The 14,602-nt window shown below is 67.8% G+C and carries 15 protein-coding genes; 10 read left to right on the top strand and 5 right to left on the bottom strand.

Features of this window, described 5'->3' with window-relative positions:
- Nucleotides 1-2: 2 nt before the first annotated feature.
- Nucleotides 3-944, bottom strand: coding sequence for a pseudouridine-5'-phosphate glycosidase (locus tag IEY14_RS03750; RefSeq protein ID WP_188906845.1), 942 nt, complete (start codon nucleotides 942-944; stop codon nucleotides 3-5).
- Entirely contained in the window at nucleotides 941-1,927 is a 987-nt protein-coding gene (locus IEY14_RS03745; RefSeq protein WP_188906844.1) for a carbohydrate kinase family protein, read from the bottom strand. The genes IEY14_RS03750 and IEY14_RS03745 overlap by 4 nt, the downstream gene beginning before the upstream one ends.
- 162 nt (nucleotides 1,928-2,089) lie before the next feature.
- Here IEY14_RS03745 and recA point away from each other — a divergent pair, with 162 nt between their 5' ends.
- Together recA and alaS are read left to right on the top strand one after the other, a co-directional pair.
- Nucleotides 2,090-3,157, top strand: coding sequence for a recombinase RecA (gene recA / locus IEY14_RS03740; protein ID WP_188906843.1), 1,068 nt, complete (start codon nucleotides 2,090-2,092; stop codon nucleotides 3,155-3,157).
- Nucleotides 3,158-3,343: 186 nt separating this feature from the next.
- Nucleotides 3,344-6,019: an alanine--tRNA ligase gene (alaS, locus tag IEY14_RS03735; protein WP_188906842.1), complete on the top strand. Its 2,676-nt coding sequence runs from the start codon at nucleotides 3,344-3,346 to the stop codon at nucleotides 6,017-6,019.
- Between the two features lie 90 nt (nucleotides 6,020-6,109).
- Here alaS and IEY14_RS03730 read toward each other — a convergent pair whose 3' ends face one another.
- Nucleotides 6,110-6,487, bottom strand: coding sequence for a PRC-barrel domain-containing protein (locus IEY14_RS03730; RefSeq protein WP_188906841.1), 378 nt, complete (start codon nucleotides 6,485-6,487; stop codon nucleotides 6,110-6,112).
- Nucleotides 6,488-6,666: 179 nt separating this feature from the next.
- Between IEY14_RS03730 and IEY14_RS03725 the strand changes: the two genes are divergently transcribed.
- A complete protein-coding gene (locus IEY14_RS03725; protein WP_188906840.1) occupies nucleotides 6,667-7,908 on the top strand; it encodes an MFS transporter in 1,242 nt (413 codons plus the stop codon).
- A gap of 9 nt (nucleotides 7,909-7,917) precedes the next feature.
- Here the strand turns inward: IEY14_RS03725 and IEY14_RS03720 are convergent, their stop codons facing one another.
- Nucleotides 7,918-9,132 (bottom strand): NADP-dependent isocitrate dehydrogenase, encoded by a 1,215-nt coding sequence (locus IEY14_RS03720; RefSeq protein ID WP_188906839.1) that lies wholly within the window; start codon nucleotides 9,130-9,132, stop codon nucleotides 7,918-7,920.
- Nucleotides 9,133-9,255: 123 nt separating this feature from the next.
- Between IEY14_RS03720 and IEY14_RS03715 the strand changes: the two genes are divergently transcribed.
- A complete protein-coding gene (locus IEY14_RS03715) occupies nucleotides 9,256-10,035 on the top strand; it encodes an RNA methyltransferase (protein ID WP_188906838.1) in 780 nt (259 codons plus the stop codon).
- The gene (gene murI, locus IEY14_RS03710; RefSeq protein ID WP_188906837.1) at nucleotides 10,032-10,817 is read left to right on the top strand and encodes a glutamate racemase; all 786 of its coding nucleotides are present in this window, start codon (nucleotides 10,032-10,034) and stop codon (nucleotides 10,815-10,817) included. Before IEY14_RS03715 ends, murI begins: the two co-directional genes overlap by 4 nt.
- 4 nt (nucleotides 10,818-10,821) lie before the next feature.
- Here the strand turns inward: murI and IEY14_RS03705 are convergent, their stop codons facing one another.
- Nucleotides 10,822-11,328: a hypothetical protein gene (locus IEY14_RS03705; protein ID WP_188906836.1), complete on the bottom strand. Its 507-nt coding sequence runs from the start codon at nucleotides 11,326-11,328 to the stop codon at nucleotides 10,822-10,824.
- 103 nt (nucleotides 11,329-11,431) lie between these two features.
- Between IEY14_RS03705 and IEY14_RS03700 the strand changes: the two genes are divergently transcribed.
- The 5 genes from IEY14_RS03700 (at nucleotide 11,432) to IEY14_RS03680 (ending at nucleotide 14,593) form a co-directional block, all read left to right on the top strand.
- A complete protein-coding gene (locus IEY14_RS03700; RefSeq protein ID WP_188906835.1) occupies nucleotides 11,432-11,590 on the top strand; it encodes a YqaE/Pmp3 family membrane protein in 159 nt (52 codons plus the stop codon).
- An 11-nt stretch (nucleotides 11,591-11,601) separates the two neighbouring features.
- Nucleotides 11,602-11,988, top strand: coding sequence for a VOC family protein (locus tag IEY14_RS03695; RefSeq protein WP_188906834.1), 387 nt, complete (start codon nucleotides 11,602-11,604; stop codon nucleotides 11,986-11,988).
- 196 nt (nucleotides 11,989-12,184) lie between these two features.
- Nucleotides 12,185-12,802 carry a 30S ribosomal protein S4 gene (rpsD, locus tag IEY14_RS03690; RefSeq protein WP_188906833.1) on the top strand — a complete coding sequence of 206 codons (618 nt, stop codon included), beginning with the start codon at nucleotides 12,185-12,187 and terminating at the stop codon, nucleotides 12,800-12,802.
- 100 nt (nucleotides 12,803-12,902) lie between these two features.
- Nucleotides 12,903-13,775 (top strand): tRNA 2-thiocytidine(32) synthetase TtcA, encoded by an 873-nt coding sequence (gene ttcA, locus IEY14_RS03685; RefSeq protein WP_188906832.1) that lies wholly within the window; start codon nucleotides 12,903-12,905, stop codon nucleotides 13,773-13,775.
- Nucleotides 13,772-14,593: an inositol monophosphatase family protein gene (locus IEY14_RS03680; protein WP_188906831.1), complete on the top strand. Its 822-nt coding sequence runs from the start codon at nucleotides 13,772-13,774 to the stop codon at nucleotides 14,591-14,593. Before ttcA ends, IEY14_RS03680 begins: the two co-directional genes overlap by 4 nt.
- Nucleotides 14,594-14,602 lie beyond the last annotated feature (9 nt).

The raw sequence follows: 14,602 nt of genomic DNA, 5'->3' as shown, positions 1-14,602 counted from the left end.
GCTCAGCCGGCCGACAGGGCGTCCGCGAGATCCGCCGCCGCGAGCGCCTTCGCGATTCCCGCCGCGACGCGGGCATTGTTGCGCACCAGCGCGATATTGGTCTCCAGCGAGCGCCCGCCGGAGAGCTCGAACATCCGCTGGAGGAGGAACGGCGTCACCGCCTTGCCGGCGATGCCTTGCGCCGCCGCCTCGGCGAGGCAGTTCTCGATCCAGACGGAAACGGTCTCGCGCGACAGTTCGGCCTCGGCCGGCACCGGATTGCCGATCAGCATGCCGCCTCCGATGCCGAGCGCCGCGCGCTGGCGCTGGAAGGCGGCGACGGCCTCGGCCGTGTCGAGGCGGAGCGGCGCCTTCAGGCCCGACAGGCGCGACCAGAAGGCCGGCAATTCGTCCGTGCCGAAGCCGACCACCGGCACGCCCTTGGTCTCCAGCACTTCCAGGGTCTTCGGCAGGTCGAGGATCGCCTTCGCGCCGGCCGAGACGACGATCACCGGCGTGCGGGCCAGTTCGTCGAGATCGGCCGAGATGTCGAAGCTCGTCTCGGCGCCGCGATGGACGCCGCCGATGCCGCCGGTGGCGAAGACGGCGATGCCGGCGAGATGAGCGGCGATCATCGTCGCGGCGACCGTGGTCGAGCCGTTGCGGCGGTTGGCGACGGCATAGGCGAGATCGGCGCGAGACAGCTTCATCACGTCCTTCGCCTGGGCGAGGCGTTCGAGATCGGCCGCGTCGAGCCCGATGCGCAACTGCCCTTCGAGCACCGCGATGGTCGCCGGCTCGGCGCCTTCCGCGCGCACCAGCGCTTCCACGGCCGTCGCCGTTTCCAGATTCTGCGGCCAGGGCATGCCGTGGGTGATGATGGTCGATTCGAGCGCCACGACGGGCTTGCCCTGGGCGAGGGCTTCGGCGACGGCCGGGGAGGGAACGAAGGGCTGCGGGCTCATGGGGTCTCGCTGGGCTGGAAAATCGGAAGGGAACGGGCGGTGGGCATGCGGGCGGCGGTAGCCGCGATCTCGGCGAGATCGGCGCCGTCCTCGCCGCGCTCGGCGGCGACATGAAGGCTCGCCGCCGCCATGCCGAGGCGCGCGGCATCCCGGAAGGATCGCCCGGTGAGAAGGGCGAAGCAGGCGACGCCGGCCAGCGTGTCGCCGGCACCGGTGACGTCGCGCAGCGCCGACAGCGCGACGGGCTCCTGCCGGACGAGCGTGCCGGCCTCCAGGATCGCGGCACCGCGCGGGCCGTCGGTGACGACGGCGCGGCGGCAGCCGGCTGCCGCAAGGGCCGTCGTCACGCTCTCGATGGCGGCGTTCTCCGCAAGGCCGGTGAGGCCGACGGCCTCGGCGCGGGACAGGAACAGGGCGTCTAGACGTGGCAAGGCCGTCGCCAATCGGCCGACCTTGGCCGGCGAGACGCCGATCGCCATGACCGATCGCCCGCCCGCCGCCTCGGTCAGATGCTCGATCGTCGCGACCGGCAGATTGGCATCGATCAGCAGAGCCTCGCTCGCCGCGATCGCCTCGCGGATATGGCGGCGGCGGAAGACGCGGGGCTGCATCAGATCGTAGAGCGCCATGTCGGCGAGGCCGGCGACGAGATCGCCATGCTCGTCGAGAATCGCCGTGTAGCTCGGCGTCCGGCGGTCGAGCCAGGTCAGCGCGCCATCGCCGAGATCGAGCGCGGCGAGGGCGTCGCGGACGGTCTCGCCGTCGCGGTCGCCGCCGCGCGCCGAAACGAGCGTGATCGCCGCGCCGAGACGCCGGAGGGCGCGCGCGGCATTGAACACCGCGCCGCCGGCCGTCTCGCCCATCGCGCCCGGATTGGACGCGCCGAGAACGAAGGAATGGCTCGCCCGCCCCCGGCGATCGACATGGGCGCCGCCCGCCGCGAAGACGCGCGGCGCGCTCTGGTGGCCGTCGCGCTCGTTCATCGATTCGCAAGCTTTCCCGGCGGCGGGAGGCGATTCGAATCAAGAGGATAAAATTCGAACAAAGCGGCATCCACGCTTGTAGGATGAGAACAAAAAGAGTACATAACCGCTACCGGCCGTGCGATTGCACCCGCCTCCAACTGATGGGATAAGGTGGCACATATGGCGCAGAAGATGCTCCGCCTCGTCGAGGAAGTTTCCGTGGACAAGACCAAGGCACTCGATGCCGCGCTTTCGCAGATCGAGCGGGCGTTCGGCAAGGGTTCGATCATGCGGCTCGGCGCGACCGAGAAACTGGACATCGATACCGTTTCCACCGGCTCGCTCGGCCTCGACATCGCGCTCGGCGTCGGCGGCCTGCCGAAGGGCCGCATCGTCGAGATCTACGGGCCGGAAAGCTCGGGCAAGACGACGCTCGCCCTCCATACCGTCGCCGAGGCGCAGAAGAGGGGCGGCATCTGCGCCTTCGTCGATGCCGAGCATGCGCTGGATCCCGTCTATGCCCGCAAGCTCGGCGTCGATCTCGACAATCTTCTGATCTCGCAGCCCGATACCGGCGAGCAGGCGCTGGAGATCGTCGACACGCTGGTGCGCTCGGGCGCCATCGACGTTCTGGTCGTCGATTCCGTCGCCGCCCTGACGCCGCGCGCCGAGATCGAGGGCGAGATGGGCGAGTCGCTGCCCGGCATGCAGGCCCGCCTGATGAGCCAGGCGCTGCGCAAGCTCACCGGCTCGATCAACCGCTCGAAGTGCATGGTGATCTTCATCAACCAGATCCGCATGAAGATCGGCGTCATGTACGGCTCGCCGGAAACGACGACGGGCGGCAACGCGCTGAAGTTCTACGCCTCCGTCCGCCTCGACATCCGCCGCACCGGCGCGATCAAGGAGCGCGACGAGGTGACGGGCAACCAGACCCGCGTCAAGGTGGTGAAGAACAAGCTGGCGCCGCCCTTCAAGCAGGTCGAGTTCGACATCATGTATGGCGAAGGCGTGTCGAAGACCGGCGAGCTCGTCGATCTCGGCGTGAAGGCCGGCATGGTCGAGAAGTCGGGCGCCTGGTTCTCCTACAATTCCCAGCGCCTCGGCCAGGGCCGCGAGAATGCCAAGCAGTTCCTGCGCGACAATCCCGATGTCGCGGCGGAGATCGAGGCGGCGATCCGGCAGAATGCCGGCCTCCTCGCCGAACAGCTTCTGACCGATGTCGGCGGCGACGATTCGGAGGATTGATCCTCCGCTTCTTCCGCCTCGTTTCGTGAACTTCGGCCGCTGCCCGCTCTCCAGCGTGGCGGCTGTTGCGTTTGCGACGGCGCCTGATGGACAGGGTTCCGTCCCGCCGTTACAACCTCGCCCTTGGGCGCGGATGCGGCGGCGATCCGCCTGCAGCCGCCGAAGGATTTTTCTGAAAGGCTTGCGATGAGCGGCGTCAACGACATCCGGTCGACGTTCCTGAACTATTTCGCCGCGAATGGGCACGAACCCGTTGCGTCCTCGCCGCTCGTGCCGCGCAACGACCCGACCCTGATGTTCACCAATGCCGGCATGGTGCAGTTCAAGAACGTCTTCACCGGGCTGGAGAAGCGGTCCTACAGCCGGGCGACGACGGCGCAGAAGGTGGTGCGCGCCGGCGGCAAGCACAACGATCTCGACAATGTCGGCTACACCGCCCGCCATCTCACCTTCTTCGAGATGCTCGGCAATTTCTCCTTCGGCGACTATTTCAAGGAAGGGGCGATCGAACTCGCCTGGAACCTCGTCACCAAGGGCTTCGACCTGCCGAAGGACCGGCTGCTGGTCACCGTCTATTCCGAGGACGAGGAGGCGGCCAGCCTCTGGAAGAAGATCGCCGGTTTTTCCGACGACCGGATCATCCGCATCCCGACCTCCGACAATTTCTGGCAGATGGGCGATACCGGGCCCTGCGGGCCCTGTTCCGAGATCTTCATCGACCAGGGCGAGAATGTCTGGGGCGGCCCGCCCGGCTCGCCGGAAGAGGATGGCGACCGGTTCCTGGAATTCTGGAACCTCGTCTTCATGCAGTTCGAGCAGACGGCGCCGGGCGAGCGCACGCCGCTGCCGCGCCCGTCGATCGATACCGGCATGGGCCTCGAGCGCATGGCCTGCATCCTCCAGGGCGTCCAGAGCGTCTTCGAGACGGACCTGTTCAAGACCCTGATCGCGGCGATCGAGGACGTGATCGGCTCGAAGGCGGAAGGCGGGGCGGAAGCCAGCCATCGCGTCATCGCCGACCATCTGCGCTCCTCCGCCTTCCTCATCGCCGACGGCGTCCTGCCCTCGAACGAGGGGCGCGGCTATGTGCTCCGCCGCATCATGCGGCGCGCCATGCGCCATGCGAAGCTGCTCGGCGCCAAGGAGCCGGTGATCTACAAGCTGCTGCCGACGCTCGTCTCGGAGATGGGCCGCGCCTATCCCGAGCTCGGCCGGGCCGAGGCGCTGACGACCGAAACGATCAAGCTGGAGGAGAAGCGCTTCCTCACGACGCTGGATCGCGGTCTGGCGCTGCTCGGCAGCGCGACCGAGTCGCTGTCGGCCGGCGCCATGCTGGACGGCGAGACGGCCTTCAAGCTCTACGACACCTACGGCTTCCCGCTGGATCTGACGCAGGACGCTCTGCGCCAGCGCGACATCTCGGTCGATCTCGCCGGCTTCACCAGCGCGATGGAGCGGCAGAAGGCCGAGGCCCGCGCCAGCTGGGCGGGCTCCGGCGAAAAGGCGGCCGAGACCGTCTGGTTCGAGATCCGCGAGCGGGAAGGGGCGACCGAGTTCCTCGGCTACGAGACCGAGCGCGCCGAGGGTCAGGTCCGCGCCATCGTCGCGGGCGGGGCCGAGCGACCGGAGGCGAAGGCCGGCGAGGAGGTCGCGATCGTCCTCAACCAGACGCCCTTCTATGGGGAGTCCGGCGGTCAGGTCGGCGATACCGGAACGATGGTCGGCGAGGGCGTGCGCTTCGAGGTTCTGGATACGCAGAAGGTGGCGAACGGCCTCTTCGTGCATCGCGGCCGGGTGGCGGAAGGCGTCCTGAAGCCGGGCGCGGCGCTCGATCTCGTGGTCGATCACGCCCGCCGTGCGAAGATCCGCGCCAATCACTCCGCGACGCATCTCCTGCACGAGGGTCTGCGCGAGGTGCTCGGCACCCATGTGGCGCAGAAGGGCTCGATGGTGTCGCCCGATCGGCTGCGCTTCGACTTCTCGCATCCCAAACCCATGGACGCGGCCGAGCTCGCCAAGGTCGAGGAACTGGCCAATGCCGTGATCCTCGAGAACGGCGCGATCGAGACCCGCCTGATGGCGGTGGACGATGCGATCGCGCTCGGCGCGATGGCGCTCTTCGGCGAGAAATATGGCGATGAGGTGCGCGTCGTCTCCATGGGCGCCGCGAAGGACGGCAGCGCCAAGGCCGCCTATTCGATCGAGCTCTGCGGCGGCACCCATGCCCGGGCGACGGGCGATATCGGCCTCGTCCATATCGTCTCGGAAAGCGCGGTCGGCGCCGGCGTGCGCCGCGTCGAGGCGCTGACGGGCGATGCCGCGCGCGACTATTTCATCGAGCAGGACGCGCGGGTGCGACGCATCGCCGCGACGCTGAAGGCGCAGCCGGCCGAGATCGCCGAGCGTGTCGAGACGCTGGTCGAGGAGCGCCGCCGGCTGGAGCGCGAGGTGACGGAACTGCGCAAGAAGCTGGCGCTCGTCGGCGACGGCGCCAAGAGCGCGTCCGGCTCGCCCGCCCGCGAGATCGGCGGCGTCTCCTTCATCGGCCGCGTTCTCGAAGGCGTCGCGGCGAAGGACCTGAAGGGGCTCGTCGACGAGGCGAAGGCCTCGCTCGGCTCCGGCATCGTCGCCTTCGCCGGTGTCGCCGACGGCAAGGCGAGCATCGTCGTCGGGGTGACGGACGATCTTACCCCCCGCTTCGACGCCGTGGATCTGGTGCGGCGCGCCAGTGCGGCGATCGGCGGCAAGGGCGGCGGCGGCCGGCCGGACATGGCGCAGGCCGGCGGTCCGGACGGCGACAACGCGCCCGCCGCGCTGTCGGCGATCGAAGAGGTGCTTGGCGCCTCGGCGGTCGCCGCTTGAGCCGCGACACCGCAGCCTGAAATGCGAAGGGCGCCCATCGGCGCCCTTTTTCGTCTCCGCCGTCCGATCGGCGCTTTATCCGCTTTCCGATCAGTCGTCCCAGGTCGGAAGTGCCGCGACGCTGTCGGCGCTGAGCGTCATCAGCAGGCCCTTCGGTGCCATCGAGAAGGCATCGAGCGGCACGGCGATGTCGTCGCGGGTATCGAAGCCCGACCCACCCTCGAAATCGACCACCAGCGCGGCCGGCGTCGCCGGATCGGTGCCGATCACCTCCTCGACCTCGCCGATCTTCTGGCCATTGGCGCCGAGCACGTCGAGATCCTCCACCGCGTCGACCGTCATGTTCCAGGGCGCGAGGATCGCGCCGTCCGGCAGCTCGACATATTGCACCTGCGCGCCGGCTGGACCGACGGCATAGGCCGTGCCGAGGGCGAGGGCGAGAACGGCGGACAGGCGAGGGCGGCGCATGGGACTCTCCGAACTTCGATGCCAGCCAAACTCGCGAAGTTCGATCGGGTTCGTCCGATCCTCGACAATTCCAGATGAGGCGTCGATTGAACTTCTCGGCTCCGCGCTAGATCCTATCGAACCAGAGAGTTCGATCGCTGGCCGCCGACAGGGGTGGGCTCGGCGGAAGGTGGGGTCCCATGGCGTTTCTCGGCGATCTCCGGGCGCTCGATCGCGATCAGCGCCACACGCTCTTCGCCAGCTATCTCGGCTGGACCCTCGATGCCTTCGACTTCTTCCTGCTGGTCTTCGTCCTGAAGGCGATCGCCGAGGAGTTCCAGGTGGAGGTCTCGGCCGTCTCCTATGCGATCTTCCTGACGCTCGCAGCCCGGCCGATCGGCGCGCTGCTCTTCGGTCTCGCCGCCGATCGCTATGGCCGCCGCCCCGTGCTGATGGTGAACATCCTCCTCTATTCCTTCCTGGAATTCGCCTCGGGCTTCTCGCCGAACCTGACGGTGCTGATTGTATTGCGCGCCCTCTACGGTGTCGCGATGGGCGGCGAATGGGGCATCGGCGCCTCGCTGGTGATGGAGAGCGTGCCGGAGCGCTCGCGCGGCATCGTCTCCGGCATCCTCCAGGCCGGCTATCCTTCCGGCTATCTTCTCGCCTCGGTCGTCTATCTGGCGCTCTTCCCGATGATCGGCTGGCGCGGGCTATTCATGGTCGGCGTGCTGCCGGCGCTGCTCGTCCTCTATGTCCGGCGCACGGTGAAGGAATCGCCGGCTTTCGAGCGGCGGCGGGCGGCGCCCGCGCGCGTCTCCTTCGCCGCTGCGGTGCGCGGCAATCTCGGCCTGCTCGTCTGGGCCGTTCTCCTGATGACCGCCTTCAACTTCTTCAGCCACGGCACGCAGGACGTCTATCCGACCTTCCTCGAAAAGCAGCTCGGCTATTCCAGCACGGCGACGGGCACGATCGCCGTCGTCTACAATCTCGGCGCGATCCTCGGCGGTCTGACCTTCGGGGCCTGGTCGCAGCGCGTCGGACGGCGGAAGGCCATCGTCGTCGCCGCGCTGCTGGCGATGCCGGCGGCCTGGCTCTGGACGCAAGGCGGCAATGCCGTGCTGCTCGCCGCCGGCGCGTTTCTGGTGCAGTTCTTCGTGCAGGGCGCCTGGGGCGTAGTGCCGGCGCATCTCAACGAGATCTCGCCGCCGGAGGTGCGTGGCACCTTTCCGGGCACCGCCTACCAGCTCGGCAATCTCCTGGCCTCGGGCAATGCCACGATCCAGGCCATGCTGGCGGAGCACTGGGGCGGCGACTATGGCCGCGCGCTTCTCGTGACGATCCTGGTCGTCGCCGTGGCGGTGGCCCTCCTCGCCGGCTTCGGCGCCGAAAGGAGGACCGCCGATTTCACGGCCGACGCGAAAGCCGCGCCGGCCGAATAGGCGCCGTCGTCAGGCGGCCATCGCCTTCTTCAGGTTCTCGTCGATCTTGTCGAGGAAGCCGGTGGTGGAAAGCCAATGCTGGTCCGGCCCGATGAGGAGGGCGAGATCCTTCGTCATGTAGCCGGCCTCGACCGTGTCGATGCAGACCCGCTCCAGCGTCTCGGAGAAGCGCTTCAGCTCCTCGTTGCCGTCGAGCTTGGCGCGGTGGGCGAGGCCGCGGGTCCAGGCGAAGATCGAGGCGATGGAGTTGGTGGAGGTCTCCTGGCCCTTCTGGTGCTGGCGATAATGGCGCGTCACCGTGCCGTGGGCGGCTTCGGCTTCCACCGTCTTGCCGTCCGGCGTCATCAGGACGGAGGTCATGAGGCCGAGCGAGCCGAAGCCCTGGGCCACGATGTCCGACTGCACGTCGCCGTCGTAGTTCTTGCAGGCCCAGACATAGCCGCCCGACCATTTGAGCGCCGAGGCGACCATGTCGTCGATCAGGCGGTGCTCGTAGGTCAGCTTGCGGGCGTCGAACTCGGCCTTGAACTCGGCGTCGAACACCTCCTGGAAGATGTCCTTGAAGCGGCCGTCATAGGCCTTGAGGATCGTGTTCTTGGTCGAGAGATAGACCGGGAAGTTGCGCAGGAGGCCGTAGCTGAACGAGGCGCGGGCGAATTCGCGGATCGATTCGTCGAGATTGTACATGGCCATCGCCACGCCGGCGCCGGGCGCCTGATAGACCTCGTGCTCGATCACCTGGCCGTCCTCGCCGACGAACTTGATCGACAGCGTGCCCTTGCCGGGGAACTTGAAGTCGGTGGCACGATACTGGTCGCCGAAGGCATGGCGGCCGACGACGATCGGCTGCGTCCAGCCCGGCACGAGGCGCGGCACATTCTTCATCACGATCGGCTCGCGGAAGATCACGCCGCCGAGGATGTTGCGGATCGTGCCGTTCGGCGATTTCCACATCTTCTTCAGGCCGAATTCCTGCACGCGGGCCTCGTCCGGCGTGATGGTGGCGCATTTCACGCCGACACCGTGCCTGGCGATGGCATTGGCGGCGTCGATCGTCACCTGGTCGTTGGTCGCGTCGCGGTTCTCGACGCCGAGATCGTAATATTCGAGATCCACGTCGAGATAGGGATGGATCAGCTTGTCCTTGATCGCCTGCCAGATGATCCGGGTCATCTCGTCGCCGTCGAGCTCCACGACCGGATTTTCGACCTTGATCTTCGCCATTGCCATTTCCTCGACGGGTTCGGAACGGGCGGGCTATAGCATCGCGTTTCCGAGGCGCAAAGGCACCGGGCGGACTTGGCCGGCGGATCGGCGAAGGTTATCGAGGCGCCAAAGGAGATGAGCGTGGCTGGCACCGATCGAACCCTGGAATCCCTTGCCGGCGGGCCGGCCATCGTCCTGGTCGAGCCGCAGCTCGGCGAGAATATCGGCATGGTGGCGCGGGCGATGGCGAATTTCGGCCTCACCGATCTGCGCCTCGTTGCCCCGCGCGACGGCTGGCCGAACGAGAAGGCGCGCGCGGCGGCCTCCCGCGCCGACCATGTGATCGACGGCGCCCGCGTCTTCGAGACGGTGCGCGAGGCCGTGGCCGACCTCACCTGGCTGCTCGCCACCACGGCGCGGCCGCGCGACAGCCTGAAGCCGGTGCGCGGCCCGAAATCGGCGAGCGCCGAGCTGCGCGCCCGCATCGCGGCCGGCCGGCCGGCCGGCATCCTCTTCGGCCGCGAGCGCTTCGGCCTGTCGAACGAGGAGGTCGGGCTGGCGGACGAGATCGTCACCTTCCCGGTCAATCCCGCCTTCGCCTCGCTCAATATCGCGCAGGCCGTGCTGCTCATGAGCTACGAATGGATGCAGTCCGGCGGCGAGGACGGGGCGGAGGAAGCGCCCCGCTTCGCGCCGCCCGAGGCCGAGCCCGCCGACAAGGGCGATCTCCACCGTTTCCTCGACCATACGGAAGCGCTTCTCGACCGGCTCGGCTATTTCCGCCCGCCGGAGCGCAAGGTCGCGCTGTCGGAGAAGCTGCGCACCACGCTGACCAAGGCGAATTTCAACCGGATGGAGGTCCACGCGCTGCATGGCGTGCTGCGGCATGTCGAGTTCAAGCTGGACGGCGGCCAGGAATGAGCGCCAAACCCGTCCTGATGCTCGACAGCGGCGTCGGCGGCCTCACCGTGCTGCGCGAGGCGCGGGTGCTGATGCCCGACCGACAGTTCGTCTATGTCGCCGACGATGCGGGCTTTCCCTATGGCGGCTGGGAGGAGGGTGCGCTGCGGGCGCGGCTGGTCGAGCTTTTCGGCCGGCTGATCGAAATGCACCGCCCGGAAATCGCGGTGATCGCCTGCAACACGGCTTCGACGCTGGCGCTCGATGCGCTGCGGGCCGCCTATCCGGCGACGCCCTTCGTCGGCACCGTGCCGGCGATCAAGCCGGCGGCCGAGCGCACGCGCTCCGGCCTCGTGTCGGTTCTCGCGACCCCCGGCACGGTCAAGCGGCAATATACCCGCGATCTCATCCAGCAATGGGGCGCGCGCTGTCAGGTGAAGCTCGTCGGCAGCGTGCGGCTCGCGACGCTGGCCGAAGCCTATATGCGCGACGGCTTCGTCGACGAGGAGGCGGTGCGGGCGGAGATCGAGCCGTGCTTCATTGAGGAGGCGGGACGGCGCACCGACATCGTCGTCCTCGCCTGCACGCATTATCCCTTTCTCGTCAATCGCATGCGCAAGACGGCGCCCTGGCCGGTCGATTGGCTGGACCCGGCCGAGGCGATCGCCCGCCGCGCCCTGTCTATCCTGCCGGCGGGCGATGGCGAGGCGGCGCCGCGCGGCAAGGACCTCGCCGTCTTCACCTCCGGCGCGGTCGATCCCCTGGCGCGGCGCCTGATGCAGGGCTTCGGACTGTCGGCCTGAAGGCTCAGCCCTCGCCGAAATCGATATTGGACGTCTCCTTGTCGGCGCCGTCCACCTTGTCGACCACCACCATCGAGAAGCGGCCGGCGCCGGCATTGCGGATGACCATGGTCGCGACCCGGTCGCCGTAGGTCGGCACCGGATAGGTGATGGTGAGGACCAGCGCATCGCCGCGCTGCGTGCCGGCGACACGGGCCGGACCCTTGCTGGACCCGGTATAGGTGCCCGAAAAGCGCTGCGAGCCCGGATCGTAGCGCAGATCCGCCCCAATCTGGCGCGTGAAGACGACGGCCGCCCGGCAGGTGCCGGCAATCGACAGCCGGTTCTCCGCCGGCCGGCTGCCGGACACCCGGCAGGAGACGCGCCGGGGCGACTTATCGACATCGCGCTGCACGAAGCCCGAGCCCCGCCAGCCGCCTTCGAACCGTTCGAGAAAGGCGGGATCGGCCGAGGCGGCGGGCACCGCCGAAACGAGAAGCGCCAGGCCGAGACCGGCTCGAACGAAAATCATCGGATCGCTGCTCCTTCGGACCTCCCGCCGGGAACGCCGCCCGTCGCGAAACGTTCGGCCAGCTCGATCACCTCGTCGGCATCGCGCGCGTCACGGAGCTTCCATGGATCTCATTCGCATCCTCATCGCGATCATCCTGCCCCCGCTGGCGGTCTTCACGCAGGTGGGCTTCCGCAAGCATTTCTGGATCAACCTCCTCCTCACCCTTCTCGGTTGGCTGCCGGGCGTGATCCATGCGGTCTGGGTGATCGGCAAGTATTGAGCGCGGGCCGCATGATCCAGGCGATCGATCATCTCGTCATCACGGTCGCCGATCTCGAAGCGACGCTCGGCTTCTACGAGCGCGTGCTCGGTCTCGAACGCGAGATCCGACCGGGGCGGCCGGCGGCGCTGCTTTTCGGCGACCAGAAGATCAACGTCCATCAGGCCGACCATACGTTCGAGCCGAAGGCGCGCCGCCCGACCGAGGGCGCGGCGGATTTCTGCCTCGTGGCCGATCGGCCGCTGGCGGAGATCAGGGCGCATCTGGAGCGGCAGGGCGTCGCGATCGAGCTCGGCCCCGTCGGGCGCAACGGCGCGCGTAGCGAGATGACCTCGCTCTACTTCCGCGACCCGGACGGCAATCTCATCGAGATCGCCGAATATCCCTCCGATGCTTGACAGGACGGCCGCCGGTCCTTAACGACACCGGCGATGGCCGCGATGTCATGTCGCTGTCGTTTTCGACGTGTCCCGTGGATGGGTGTCTCTCGTGTCACTCGTCCTGTCAGTCCGCCGATAGGCGGGCAGAGGAGGGCGCGTTTCCTCGCCCGGCGGATCAGGGTCCGCCCGGGCTTTTTCGTTTGAAGGAAATGCGATGACAAAGCGCGCAGAATCCAAGTACAAAATCGATCGCCGCATGGGCGAGAACATTTGGGGTCGTCCGAAGTCCCCGGTGAACCGCCGCCAGTACGGCCCGGGCCAGCACGGCCAGCGCCGCAAGGGCAAGGTTTCCGACTTCGGCCTGCAGCTCCGCGCCAAGCAGAAGCTGAAGGGCTATTATGGCGACGTCTCCGAGAAGCAGTTCCGCAAGGTCTACGAGGAAGCCGCCCGCCGCAAGGGTGACACCTCCGAAAACCTGATCGGCCTGCTCGAGAGCCGTCTCGACGCGATCGTCTATCGCGCCAAGTTCGTGCCGACCATCTTCGCCGCCCGTCAGTTCGTGAACCACGGCCATGTGAACGTGAACGGCGTGCGCACCAATATCGGCTCCTATGTCTGCAAGGCCGGCGACGTCATCGAGGTTCGCCAGAAGTCGAAGCAGCTCGTCGTGGTGATCGAGGCGACCCAGCTCGCCGAGCGCGACGTGCCGGACTATATCGAGGCCGATCACAACAAGATGGTCGCGACCTACCAGCGCATTCCGGGCCTCTCGGACGTGCCCTATCCGGTGCAGATGGAACCGAACCTCGTCGTCGAATTCTATTCGCGCTGATCGGTTTCACCGTCTCGATCCGATGTCACGAAAGGCCGCTCCATTCGGGCGGCCTTTTGCTTTTCGCGGCCGGCCTGTATGTCCGCCGCCAGGAGGCGCCATGCTGGACAAGGTTCAGGATCACGAGACCGACGCGGCGGAGGAGGAGGCCGGCGGGCACAGCCTGTTTCGCGACGCGCCGCGCTCCGTCGGCTTTCGCAAGCTGCGCAAACGGCTGGTGCGGCAGGTGCGCGAGACGATCGAGGCCGCCGCCATGGCGCGGCCGGGCGCGCGCTGGCTCGTCGGCCTTTCCGGCGGCAAGGATTCCTACGCGCTCCTGGCGATCCTCGCGGACCTGCAATGGCGCGGCCATCTGCCGGTCGAGCTGCTCGCCTGCAATCTCGACCAGGGCCAGCCCAACTTTCCGAAACATATCCTGCCGGAGTTTCTCGCGCGTCACGGCGTGCCGCACCGGATCGAATATCGCGACACCTACTCGATCGTGACGGAGAAGGTGCCGTCCGGCGCCACCTATTGCTCGCTTTGCTCGCGCCTGCGCCGGGGCAATCTCTATCGTGTCGCCCGCGAGGAGGGCTGCGAGGCGCTGGTGCTCGGCCACCATCGCGAGGATTGTCTGGAGACCTTCTTCATGAACTTCCTGCAGGGCGGGCGCCTGTCCGCGATGCCGCCGAAGCTTCTGAACGACGAGGGCGACGTGATGGTGCTGCGGCCGATGATCTGCGTCGCGGAGGACGACATCGCGAAATTCTCCGCCGCGATGGCATTCCCCATCATTCCCTGCGATCTCTGCGGCAGCCAGGACGGGCTGCAGCGCAATGTCGTGAAGACGATGCTCGGCGAGATCGAGGCGCGCTTTCCAGGCCGCAAGGAGACGATGATCCGCGCCCTGTCCAGCGTCCGGCCGAGCCATCTGCTCGACGCGTCCCTTTTCGACTTCTCCGCCCTCGCAACGCCACAGGACGATACGCCGTGACTTCCCCCGTGAATATCGAGACGCTCGCCGGCATTCTCGCCGACGCCGCCGACACCGAGATCATGCCGCGCTTCCGCAATCTCGGCGATCGGGACGTGCGCCAGAAGACCTCGGCCGTCGATCTCGTGACCGAAGCGGACGAGGCGGCCGAACGGCTGATCAAGGCGCGCTGCGCCGAGGCCTTTCCGGACGCGCTCTTCATCGGCGAGGAATCGGTCGCGGCCGATCCGGCGCTCTTGCCGCGTCTCGCCGAGGCCGAGCTCGCGATCGTCGTCGATCCGATCGACGGCACGGCGAATTTCGCCGCCGGCCTGCCCGCCTTCGGCGTCATGGCCTCGGTCGTCGCGAAGGGCGAGACCGTCGGCGGCCTCCTCTACGACCCGTTCTGCAAGGACTTCCTCCTGGCCGAGAAGGGCGCCGGCGCGTTTCTGGATCGGCGCGGCCAGCGCTCGCGCATCGCCGTGGCGAATCCGGTGCCGCTCGACGAGATGGTCGGCTCCGGCGGCGCCAGCTATTTCGAGAAGGACCTGCAGGGGACGATCTTCGCCAATCTCCACAAGCTGCGGATCGTCGGCAATTATCGCTGCGCGCAACTCGAATACTGGGCCATGGCGACGGGCGCCGTGCACTTCCTGTTCTTCGGCAAGCTGATGCCTTGGGACCATCTCGCCGGAGCGCTGATCGTGGAGGAGGCCGGCGGCATGTTCCGCCGCCTCGATGGCTCCGCCTACCGCCCGCGCCATGTCGGCGGCGGCCTCCTCGTCGCCACCGACGAGGCCAGCTGGGAGGTGCTCAGCCGCGAGATCTTCGGCGGCTGAGACGCCCGT

Origin of the sequence: Aureimonas endophytica (genome assembly GCF_014642635.1) — a bacterium.
Lineage (GTDB): Bacteria > Pseudomonadota > Alphaproteobacteria > Rhizobiales > Rhizobiaceae > Plantimonas > Plantimonas endophytica.
The sequence above is the reverse complement of the archived record's forward strand: the minus strand, read 5'-3'. Positions and strand labels throughout refer to the sequence as shown.